Source organism: Microbulbifer okhotskensis, from assembly GCF_023895975.1.
Taxonomy (GTDB): Bacteria; Pseudomonadota; Gammaproteobacteria; order Pseudomonadales; family Cellvibrionaceae; genus Microbulbifer; species Microbulbifer okhotskensis.
In genome coordinates this window covers 42,633-53,891 of the sequence record NZ_JALBWM010000022.1, presented here as the reverse complement: position 1 = coordinate 53,891, position 11,259 = coordinate 42,633, and the positions used below count along the sequence as shown (strand labels likewise).

At 47.4% G+C, this 11,259-nt stretch carries 10 protein-coding genes; 8 read left to right on the top strand and 2 right to left on the bottom strand.

Annotated features, from left to right (window positions below):
* Positions 1–473 precede the first annotated feature (473 nt).
* From MO867_RS07620 to MO867_RS07600, 5 genes are all read left to right on the top strand, one after another.
* On the top strand, positions 474–737 hold the full coding sequence (locus tag MO867_RS07620) for a hypothetical protein (protein ID WP_252465732.1): 264 nt from the start codon (positions 474–476) through the stop codon (positions 735–737).
* A 911-nt stretch (positions 738–1,648) separates the two neighbouring features.
* A complete protein-coding gene (locus MO867_RS07615; RefSeq protein ID WP_252465731.1) occupies positions 1,649–2,314 on the top strand; it encodes a phytanoyl-CoA dioxygenase family protein in 666 nt (221 codons plus the stop codon).
* A 740-nt stretch (positions 2,315–3,054) separates the two neighbouring features.
* On the top strand, positions 3,055–3,507 hold the full coding sequence (locus MO867_RS07610; protein WP_252465730.1) for a DUF4440 domain-containing protein: 453 nt from the start codon (positions 3,055–3,057) through the stop codon (positions 3,505–3,507).
* Positions 3,508–3,607: 100 nt separating this feature from the next.
* Positions 3,608–3,871 (top strand): hypothetical protein, encoded by a 264-nt coding sequence (locus MO867_RS07605; RefSeq protein ID WP_252465728.1) that lies wholly within the window; start codon positions 3,608–3,610, stop codon positions 3,869–3,871.
* A gap of 773 nt (positions 3,872–4,644) precedes the next feature.
* Complete coding sequence (locus tag MO867_RS07600) at positions 4,645–5,718, top strand: ABC transporter ATP-binding protein (RefSeq protein ID WP_252465726.1); 1,074 nt, start codon at positions 4,645–4,647, stop codon at positions 5,716–5,718.
* Position 5,719: 1 nt separating this feature from the next.
* Here MO867_RS07600 and MO867_RS07595 read toward each other — a convergent pair whose 3' ends face one another.
* Both MO867_RS07595 and MO867_RS07590 read right to left on the bottom strand, forming a co-directional pair.
* Entirely contained in the window at positions 5,720–7,405 is a 1,686-nt protein-coding gene (locus tag MO867_RS07595; RefSeq protein WP_252465724.1) for an ABC transporter permease, read from the bottom strand.
* A 125-nt stretch (positions 7,406–7,530) separates the two neighbouring features.
* Positions 7,531–8,562, bottom strand: coding sequence for a Fe(3+) ABC transporter substrate-binding protein (locus tag MO867_RS07590; protein WP_252465722.1), 1,032 nt, complete (start codon positions 8,560–8,562; stop codon positions 7,531–7,533).
* A gap of 149 nt (positions 8,563–8,711) precedes the next feature.
* On the opposite strand from MO867_RS07590, the gene MO867_RS07585 reads away from it, so the two are divergent.
* The 3 genes from MO867_RS07585 to MO867_RS07575 all read left to right on the top strand — a co-directional run bounded on the left by MO867_RS07585 (position 8,712) and on the right by MO867_RS07575 (position 11,239).
* Entirely contained in the window at positions 8,712–9,116 is a 405-nt protein-coding gene (locus MO867_RS07585) for a hypothetical protein (RefSeq protein ID WP_252465720.1), read from the top strand.
* A 137-nt stretch (positions 9,117–9,253) separates the two neighbouring features.
* Positions 9,254–9,517 (top strand): PepSY domain-containing protein, encoded by a 264-nt coding sequence (locus MO867_RS07580; RefSeq protein ID WP_252465719.1) that lies wholly within the window; start codon positions 9,254–9,256, stop codon positions 9,515–9,517.
* Between the two features lie 276 nt (positions 9,518–9,793).
* Positions 9,794–11,239 carry a coniferyl aldehyde dehydrogenase gene (locus MO867_RS07575; protein ID WP_252465718.1) on the top strand — a complete coding sequence of 482 codons (1,446 nt, stop codon included), beginning with the start codon at positions 9,794–9,796 and terminating at the stop codon, positions 11,237–11,239.
* The last annotated feature ends 20 nt before the right edge of the window (positions 11,240–11,259 follow it).

Below are 11,259 nucleotides of genomic sequence, written 5' to 3'. Positions count from 1 at the left end.
TCGGTGTCCTTGGCCACCTCGCCTCCAGGCTAAGCCTTATAGGATGTTTCTGTTCATCAGCTCGTAGTTTTGCTAGCGGCTTCCTCCCCACAAGACCTCACAGTGCTTCAGTTGCCATTCGCTAGTAGTTAGCATTTAATGGAACCATTGATCGGTTATCTTCCCACGAGGGACTTTAACCCCATTAGTCCACGCCCATGCTGGGCCTACAAAGCGCCTGCAATTGATTTTCGGCCACTGTCACCTTTTTTGCCAAAATCCAGGCAAGAAGACGCCAGTAGCATCCTGCAATTGAGGCAAGCGTATTTTCATCGTAATTGATACTAATTATTATGCTCTTTAAGGGATCATGTAAGTGTAACCGTTGGCGGGTTGAAGTTCAGATAGCCGGACCGCTCAAAGGTTTGAATCCGCGTGTTTGCGATTGTAATTATTGCCAAGCCAACCCGTCACGTATTATAAGTGATCAAAATATGTCAGTAGTTTTCATTGGTGATGAGATTTCGACTAAACAAAATGGTGATCAGCTTGCTAATTTCTACCACTGCAAAGCTTGTAATGAACTATTAGCCGTAGGCTGCAATATAAATGGTCAGTTTCGCGGAGCGATAAATTCCAACTTATTACAAGACGTGAATCAACTTGGCAACCCTATTAAAATTCAACCAAGACTATTGAGTGCCGAAGAAAAGCTTGAGCGCTGGAGTAATTTGTGGGGTGCCCTTACAGGGTTATAAAAACATAAAAATCAAGACTGTTCGATGATTCGCGTCGCAGCTTGAGGCGTTAAATGTGATAAACAATGCATATCATAATTAAAATATGGCTCAAAGACTAGAAATTGAAGTTGAGATTGTTTTTCTAAGGAAATTAATGAATAGGCAGGCTCAAACATGTTTTCTTTTGGCCTTAACCAGAGCTTACCCACTGAGTGGGGACGGAATTCTGTCCAAGAATTTTTGGGCAGCTGTGCTGATCTTTACAAACGGAAGTGCAGTGGTTCAGCCATGGTTTTCTATTCCTGGCTAGATAACCAAGCCGACCAAATACGTATTTCAGCTGTTAGAGAATATCATAATAAGCTGTCTTTTGACTGTAAGCTCAATCTGACAAGTCTGGAGTAAGTTGTAGATGACATCTTTTCTAATGATTTCGGTTTGTATACTAAGGGAGCATTAGATGTTTGGCGCAAAAACATTTAAATCGAGTATCCGGTAGTTTCTAGCTACCGGCCCCCACACCACCCATCGTGCGGGTCCACGATGGTCGCTAGCGGGCTGGGCCTACTTATACGCTGACAGCTTCACAACAGCAAGTTAAACAGATCCCCCAGATAAGAGTGTGAACTTTCACTACAAAGCTGCATTATTTACCCTCCCCATTAGATTACATGGCTTCGGTGTCCTTGGCCACCTCGCCTCTAGGCTATGCCTTATAGGATGCTTCTGTTCGTCCGCTCGTAGTGTTGCTAGCAGCTTCCTTCCCACAAGACCTCGCGGTGTTGCAGTTGCCATTCGCTAGTAGTTAGCATTTAATGGAGTCCAATAAATGGTAATCTTTCTACGGGGGACTTTCACCCCATTAGTTCACGCTCATGCTGGGCGTGCCGCTGTGCCAAGCGTTACATACTTTTAGAACTGAGTGAAATTTGAGCATCGAAGAATACGGATTTGAGATTCACTCTAGCTTTCTGGATAATGATCTAATTAATGCAATCATTACCGAAATTGAAGCATTAGATTCCGACTACCCGAGACATGGAATCCGCAATGCCGAGAAGAAACTCACTGCAGTGAAAAATTTGGTCGAATCAGACTTACTTCTAGACAAGGCTAAGCGATATCTACCTGGAATTCCTGAGGTAGTTCGAGTTATTATCTTTGATAAAACCCCTGATAAAAACTGGCTTGTGACTTGGCATCAAGATAAGACTATTTCGATTAGTGACAAGAAAGATATCGAAGGTTGGGGGCCCTGGACATTAAAGGATGGTGTTCACCATGTTCAACCTGAGCTAAATGTTTTGGGAAAAATGGTGACTTTCCGTATCCACCTAGATGATGCAAATGAGAGCAATGGCTGCTTAAAAGTAATTCCAAAGAGTCAAAACTTGGGCATTCTAAGTAAAAATGAACAAGATCGAGTTGTAGCCGAATCAGAAGAATATATCTGTTCAGTTAAATCTGGAGACTTATTAGTAATGCGGCCTCTTTTACTGCATTCATCAAGCAAAGGCTCAGAACCAAGTCATCGTCGTATTATCCATGTTGAGTACAGTAGCTTTCAATTACCAATGGGGCTAGGGTGGACTTAAAAATTGCATGTAGATTGGGTAGCCGGTAGTTTTACCTACCGGCCCCACACCACCCATCGTGCGGGTCCGCAATGAACGGATCCCTATCCGTAATGAATTCCTACCCAACGATAGTGTCAAGCAACTCTTGGGTTGAGTGTCATGGCTGTGCGCTCCTTCAATTTTATATCCGGCTGGCAACATATCGGTAGACTAGTCCTGTCTTTTAACTCGTGGATTTAGGTTCAAGCTTCACCCTCCCCAAGGTATTAATCTTGGCATTAGGCTACTATGCCGTCGGCTGACTTCTGTTTAATCACCTCAGCCATTACTGACCGAGGCGCTGCTGTGTTCCACCACTTTTGTCGATCCCCGCGATGGTGGCTAGCGGGCTGGGCCTATTTATGAGTCAGCGGCCACGCTGACAGCTTCACAACAGCAAGTTAAACAGCCCCCCCAGATAAGAGTGTGAACTTCCACTAAACAACTGCATCATTTACTCTACCCATTAGATCACATGGCTTCGGTGTCCTTGGCCACCTCGCCTCTAGACAAAGCTTTATAGGGTATTTCTGTTCGTCAGCTTGTAGTTTTGCTAGCGGCTTCCCCCCAAAAAACCTCGCGGTATTGCAGTTGCCATTCTTTAGTAGTTAGCATCTAATGGAACTCATTAAACGGTGATCTTCCTACAGGGGACTTTCACTCCATTGTCCACGCCCATTCTGGGCGCACCAAATGCAGGCAGTAGGAATCGAGGTTATATGAAAAAGTTAAGTCTATTTTTATTTTTATCAATCCCATCAATGGCTGATGAGGCTTCTTTGGAAGATAGAATGAAAACTCTTGATACAGGGCTTTTTGAATCTTTTAACAATTGCCAAAGTCCTGGACAGCTAGAAAAACATGCCAGTTATTTTTCTCCTGATGTAGAGTTCTATCACGATAACGGCGGTGTTACCTGGGATCGAAATAGTATGATCTCAAATACCCAAAAAAATGCATGCGGCAACTACACCCGTAAACTTATTACAGGCTCCTTCAAAGCCTATCCGATTAACGGATTTGGTGCTATCACTGAAGGGGTCCACATCTTTTGCGAAACCAAAACTAAAAAATGCGAAGGTAAATCTGATTTTGTTATGGTTTGGCGCAACATAAATAATAAATGGGAAATTACTCGGGCGTTGAGTTACGGGCACCGTGGAATCAAATAAAGCACGTACAACAAATCATCCAAAAGGACTAAAATAGTTGGCTTTTGCTTCTTCGTCGCTCATTTTAGCCAACAATCTTACCCTCTTAACGAGGTATTAAATGTCTGTAATTATTAAATGTGCCACCAAAGCAAGAATCCGAATACTAAAAGGCGGCTGGCAAGTGGCGGAGGATGATGACGAATCGAAATATGTCAAAAACCTCGCCGTTAATTTATCCATAGTTGGCAGCAAAAAAAATGGTTACCACTTACTCATGGAACCAAAAGGGTGTTTTGTTGCTGATTCTCATTATGAAAGTATCTCAGAAGCAAAAAAAGATGCGAGAGATTCACTTGGTGTCAACAGCACTGACTGGGTGTAGGTAGTGAGTGTGAGTCTGGCATTTAAATCGGGTAGCCGGCAGTTTCTATGCGGTATATTAAATTGATTGCTGATATATAATCTGGGGCGCTCTCCCCACAAACTGGGGCTAGCTAGATGTCAGGTCAAAATTACCCTGTCAGATAAAGATAGGAAGTAGCTGGAAAAGTACGTAAAAATCACAAGATATCGGTGAGGTTTGTTGAGCGTTCAAAGATTTTATTGCTGGCCGGCCAGAATACCCCTAACTACAAAATTGCCAAAGCGCTGAATATTGATGCTAATAAAGTTGGGTGATGAAGGAATCGCTTTACGGACAAGGGCCTTCTAGGTATAGAGAAAGATCTCCCGCCAGGAGGTAACCTTGGAGGAAAGGATTCTGTAGGGCAAGCTAAGCTGCTTATCAAAATTATCAACAGGACTACCCAAAATAGCCCTGCGGATAGTACCCACTGGATAACCAGAGGGCTCGCCAAGGTGCTGGAAATCAATCACTCCTTCGTTAATAGAGTTTGGGAGGGGTAGGGTTAAAGCCCCATCTAACCAAATACTTCAAGGTGAGTAATGATTCCAATTTTGAAGTGAAGCTTCAGGATGTTGTCCGTTTGAGTATCAATTTCTACTGGTGCTGACGAACATTGGACATTTTAACAAAAACCACTTTAACTATATCTTTCATCGCAGGCACTGTTAAAATCAGACAATGAAAACCTAATTTCCTCAGTGTCTATTTATGATTTCCACCTCCAACTTGACCCCCAAAGACGGCCCTAAGTGTTGAGAAAAGAAACTACCGCTAAATCTGTACAACCTTTACTCTCTGTAAATAACCTGCAGTGCTGTTACGGTGAGCAGGTGGTTATCGAATCCGTTTCCTTTGCCTTGCAGGCAGGAGAAATTGCCTGCTTATTGGGCCCCAGTGGCTGTGGCAAGACAACACTGCTACACACCATTGCCGGCTTCCAGCCGGTTACTGCGGGGGATATTCAATTATCCGGAGAGGTGATTTCCTCACCCGAAATACAGATTCCCGCAGAACAGCGCAAGATAGGTGTGGTGTTCCAGGACTACGCCCTATTCCCCCACCTCACCGTTGAGCAGAATGTTGCCTTCGGGATCAAGTCACTGCCGAAAGGCGAGCGGGAATCCCGCACACTTGCACTGCTGCAATTAGTGCGTCTGCAAGAGTTCGGACAACAATATCCTCACCGGTTATCGGGTGGGCAACAGCAGCGAGTCGCCCTGGCCCGTGCACTCGCACCGCGCCCCAAGTTATTGCTATTGGATGAACCCTTCTCCAATCTGGATACCGAATTACGCCGCAACCTCGCCGCTGAGGTCCGGCATATTCTGCGCGAGGAAAAAATCCCGGCACTTATCGTTACCCATGACCGCAACGAAGCTTTTATTGCAGGAGATAAGTTGGGTGTGCTCAGCCAGGGCCAGCTACAACAATGGGACAACCCACAGGATACATACCAAGCTCCAAATAATTTAGCGGTTGCGAGGATCGTCAGTGAGGGAAATATCCTGTCCGGCACTGTCATGGACAATGACCTGATCAAAACCCCTTTAGGCGAAGTAAAGCTGCCGACCGCCACATGTACAACCGGAGATAAGCTCCAATTGTTTGTACGCAGCGAGGATATTACCGCCGGTGAGCATCCCGGTGCAGTTATAGCCCAGGTTGTGGGAAAAAGTTTTCTTGGTAATCAGGTCAACTATCGTTTCCTCCTAGCCGAGGGGGAAACGATCGAGGCCACTTTGAATGCAGATATTCAAGCGGCACCAGGTGATAAACTTCCCCTGCATCTCTCCTCCGCCCTAGTGTTTGGCCAGGCCGGATAAATCAGGATGGGGCGGGCACTTCAGAGCCCGCCAGGGCTGTACGCTCTTCCCCTCTGCGCCAGCCAATGGAGCGGCTCAATAAAATTACCGGAATTAATCCCACCAGAACAATTAATAGAGCCCCCAGGGCCGAGCGCTCCAGCATCTCATCAGATGCAAACTGGTAAACATAGGTAGCCAGGGTGTCAAAGCCAAAAGGGCGCAGCAGCAGAGTAGCCGGCAATTCTTTCATACAATCCACAAAGACCACCAAACCACCGGTCAACAGGCCGGTGCGCACTAAGGGTAGGTGTACTGCCCACAGGGTTTGCCAGCTATTGCGTCCCAGGGAGCGAGCAGCCCTATCCATCGACAGGGTTACCTTTTCCAGGCTGGACTCTATTGCACCCGTAGATACCGCCAGGAAGCGCACGGTATAGGCAAAAATAATGGCAAAAATACTGCCGCTTAGCAGTAGCCCCATCGAAATATCGAAGTGCTCGCGTAAAAAATTGTCGACGGCATTATCAAATGCGGCCAGGGGGATCAGAACACCAATTGCCATTACCGCCCCGGGCATTGCATAACCCAACTTGGAAAAGCCTACCAAGAGTTGCACTGATTTCTTCGGTTGCAGCCGCTTACCATAGGCCAACAATATTCCTAAAAACACGGAAACCAGAGCTGCAGCCATAGACAGCATTAAACTATTACTGGCGATTTGTAAAAAATCTTCATTCCAATAACTCGAGAAATTACTGAGTGCGTAACCCCCCAGTACCAGCAGAGGAATAATAAAACCGCCTACTAATAATAGCCCACAGAACAGCAGGGCTACACCAGCCCGCCAACCGTGTAAAAGGTAGCGTTCACGCTGGGAATTTGGCGACTGTACAAAATGCTTTTGCCGCGCCCGCCCCATTCGCTCCAGCGTAATTAACAAAACAACAAAAATCAGGGTGCTACAGGCAATTTGTGCCGCCCCCCCTAAATTACCTCGGCTCAACCATGTATCGTAAATCCCGACACTCAAAGTGCGCACAGCAAAGAAGTCGACGGTACCGAAGTCATTCAGAGTTTCCATCAACACCAGTGATAAGCCCACCGCAATCGCCGGGCGTGCCATTGGTAGGGATATCCTTAAAAAGCTCTGCCAAGGTGTGCAACCCAAAGATCGACTCGCGGCACGAATACTGCCGCACTGTTCAATAAATGCTGCTCGTGCAAGCATATAAACATAAGGGAATAGCACCAGTGACAGCATGGCAATAGCTCCCCCCATACTGCGGATTTCCGGGAACCAGTAGTCCCTGGCCGTCTGCCAGCCAAACCAAACCCGCAAAGACTTTTGCAGCGGGCCCGCATACTCCAACAAATCCGTATACACGTAGGCAATTACATAGGCGGGTACTGCAAACGGCAGTAATAGCGCCCACTCGAATAAACGGCGCCCAGGGAACTGACACATAGTCACCAGCCAGGCACTGCCCACTCCAGCCACCAGTGTTGCCAACCCCACACCCGCAGCCAAAATTAATGTGGCAGACACATAGTGTAACAGCACCGTATCCAACAGGTGCGGCCAGATATTTTTCTCAGGAAAGAATGCCAACCAAAAAATGGATAGCACTGGGAGGGCCACCAGTAGGGAAATAGTAGCGACCAAAAACAGCCAGCGGGAAGCGGGTAAATTCGCTCGGTTTAACATGGATTCAGAAATAAAAAGCTCATTATAAAAGAGCGGCCCTGATCTCTCGACAGGGCCGCTCGAATAAGACTATAGAGAGAGTGCTACCAATATATTGGGCAGCAATTCCCATTCAGTTAACTATTTTAAAAGTCAAAGTGCACTTCATCCACCAGTCGAGAAGCAGCCGGCACATGGGAGCCTATTTCGGTAAGACTCAAATCATCTTCTTTAAACTTACCCATATACTCTTTGATTAACTCTGAGCGGGCCGTACCGGGACGCACGGGGAACTCAAAGTTTTGTTCTGCGTAGGCGTATTGCGCATCGGCGCTGCTAAGGAATTCCAGCAGCTTAACCGCATTTTCACGGTTAGGGGCATGTTTGGTCAGCGCAGCGCCGGAGATAAACATATGGGTACCGCGATCCTGCTGATTGGGGAAAATCAGGTTGACTGACTTGGCCCAATCCACCTGCTCCGGCTGTTCTGAGTTGGTAATCATTTTGCCGAAATAGTAGCTGTTACCCAGAGAGAGATCACAGACACCTTCGCTAATGGCCTTTACTTGAGTACGGTCATTACCTTGGGGTTTACGCGCCAGGTTGGCTTTTACGCCCTGGAGCCATTCTTTGGCCCCTGCTTCACCGTGATGGGCGATCATTGAGGCAATCAGTGACAGGGTGTAGGGATGCTTGCCGCTGCGGGTACAGATTCGACCCTTCCACTTGGAATCTACCAGCTCTTCGTAGCGAGTAATTTCACCGGGTTTTACACGGTCTTTGGAAGCGTATATCAATCGTGCACGGGTAGTCAGGCCAAACCAGTTGCCAGCCTTATCACGGAATTGTGATGGGATATTATTTTCCAGGACTTTACTGGATACCGGTTGGGTCAACTGCTTGTTCAGCAGATCCATCAGGCTGCTGGTATTGGAAGTCAGTACCAGGTCTGCGGGGCTGTTGCGCCCTTCCCTTTGCAGTCTTTCGTTCAGGCCTTTACTGGCGTAAACCACTCTGGCTTCGATGCCGGTTTTATCGGTGAACTCCTGCAGGATCGGCTCTATCAAAAAAGACTGTCGGAAGGAGTAGATATTTACCTGCTCGGCCGCACTGGCACTCACAGCACCCAGCAAGCCGGCCACGGCCAGTACTTTTTTGAACAGGACTTTGGTAGACATTATCGTTGATCATCCTCACTTTAAACGAGAAGTATTCTCATTTGATTTTATGGCAATGTCAACAAAAATACATCTATCCAGACCGCAACTCAGCACGGTCGCAAATTTCCTCCTATGCTTAATTCGAACCCGTCACCTGCAGAGGCCCCATGTACCGCTTTGGAGTCTTGATTACACTACTCTTTGTCTTTTGTGGCTGCGAGGGCCCTCGGGATTCTGAATCACCTGGAGCAGCAGCTCCCGGTGAAGCTGCCACCAGCGCTATGAAGGAACCCATTGTCCCTCCCGCCAACTCTCAGGATACGCGCGAGAAGACGATGCCTATCTGTACCCCCGAATGGTTTGCCTGGGTACAAAAGCAGGTACTCACCCAGCAGAATGGCGACTTGGCCAAGCTCTACCCCTCGGGTATGCCAACCATCGCCAGTGAAGAGTGGTTCACCGCGATCACCCAGCTGAGCGGTGCCAATACCAACGGCTTACAGCCTGGGGGAATGGAGTGGTGCGATGCGATTCAGAAACATCTTGCCCAGGCTAGCGAACAGCCCCGATAAAATAGAAATCCAATGACTGGACCCCACCGGGCTCGGAGTGTATCCGTATCGCGTGAGCCTACTGACCACTCTGTTGAGGAAAATTTGGTCAGAAGAATACTGTGATTTATCGATATCAACAGCGAGGTAATACCATCATGCAGCCGATCATCAAGCTGTTTCTGGCAGTTATCGCCGCCACAGCGCTAGCAACCGCATTCGCCAATGAAAAGCCTCCCCCCGGAGCCATGGCCCTCTCAACGGTGCTCACCAAGCTGGAACAGCAGGGATACACCCCAATTGTCGAAGTCGATCTGGACAACGGGAAATGGAAAGTGGAAGCCTACAAAGGCGGTCAGAAATACGACCTGAAGGTAGACCCCAATACCGCCGAGATTGAGTCCGAAAAACCCGACAATTAACCCATTCTGCGAACCCCTCTCCAACCTGGCCGGCTTTAAACGCCGGCCAGAATTCATTCCACACCTCTTACCGACGCATTGCACGCCATAAATTTCACTCTCAAAACTATCTTGGCCATTTCCCGGATAGAATTTGCTACACAGTCACTAAAGACACATCGGCGAGTAACAAGCGTGAGAATTTACCGAATTTGATACGACTCTGACGGGATTAGTCAATCTCCCCGAGTCAATTTCGTTTAATCTTTCCCAGGATCAACGCCACAGGATAATAAAATGACAACACAGACCCTGACCCGGCAGGATGCAGATAAAGCGGTTCTGCAAAACCAACTCGATAAACAACGCCGCGCCTACCTAGCTAACCCCGCACCCAGCTATCAGCAACGCGTCCAGGATCTCAAAACGCTTGCCCGCCTGCTACGAGAACAACAAGAGCCTATTATCCAGGCGATCAGCGCCGACTATGGCAACCGCGCCCGGGAAGAGATTCTACTCTACGATATTTATCCCGCGCTTTCAGGCATTAAAGAGGCAATCAAACGCTTAAAGAAATGGATGAAGCCCAAAGGCCGTCACACCGACTTTAAAGCTTATCCATTATCTAAAAACCGTATTATCCCGCAGCCCCTTGGAGTCATTGGTGTAATAGTGCCGTGGAATTTCCCCATAAACCTGAGTTTTTCACCGTTGACCAATATTTTTGCTGCGGGCAACCAAGCAATGGTGAAAATGTCCGCCGACTCCCAGCATTTAGCAGAACTTCTCAACGAAATCTGCGAGCAGTATTTTCCAGAGGAAAAACTGACTTTTATTCCCGACACCAGTGAAATCGGCCCTATTTTTTCCAGCCTCAAATTTGATCATCTTATTTTTACCGGCTCCAGCAATACCGGACGCGCAGTCATGCGTTCAGCTGCAGAAAATCTTACTCCAGTCACTCTGGAATTAGGTGGTAAGTCCCCAGCCATTGTTGGCCCAGATTTTCCGATCAAAAAAGCCGCAGAGCAATTGATTTACTGGAAGCTGGTCAATGCCGGGCAAATCTGCGTCAATGTGGATTACCTGTTCTTGCCCGAAGACCAGCTGGAACCTTTTATCGAACACGCTAAGCGGTATGTACAAAAACGATACCCGGATTTTAAAAACCAGGATTACACCTCGATTATCAATTCGAGCTCCTATCAACGCCTCTGGAGTACGCTAAATGATGCTACAGCCAAAGGCGCCAAAGTCACTGATCTGAGCGCAGGCAAGCTCAACAGAGATAGCGAACTGCGTAAATTCCCCCCACACATCCTGACTAATGTCGATGACGATATGCTGGTGATGCAGCGGGAAATTTTTGGCCCACTTCTGCCAATTATCACCTACTCCAAACCGGAAGAAGTCATTGAATATATCAATGCCCGCCCAAGACCCTTAGCGATCTACCCCTATACCCAGGATAAAAACTTGCAAAATCTTTATATCGATAAAGTAATGTCTGGCGGGGTAACGGTGAATAATTGCGTGCTGCATGTTGGCCAGCACGATATTCCGTTTGGCGGTGTTGGCGAAAGTGGTATGGGCCACTACCATGGTTACGAAGGTTTTCTTACCTTCTCTAAATTGCGCCCGGTGTTTTACCAGGGACCTATTGACCTGCTGAAATTATTACGCCCTCCCTATGGCAAATTATCAGCAAGAATCCTCAATTTTATGCTAAAGCTAACCCGATAAGACCTTAGCCCGGTAACTTC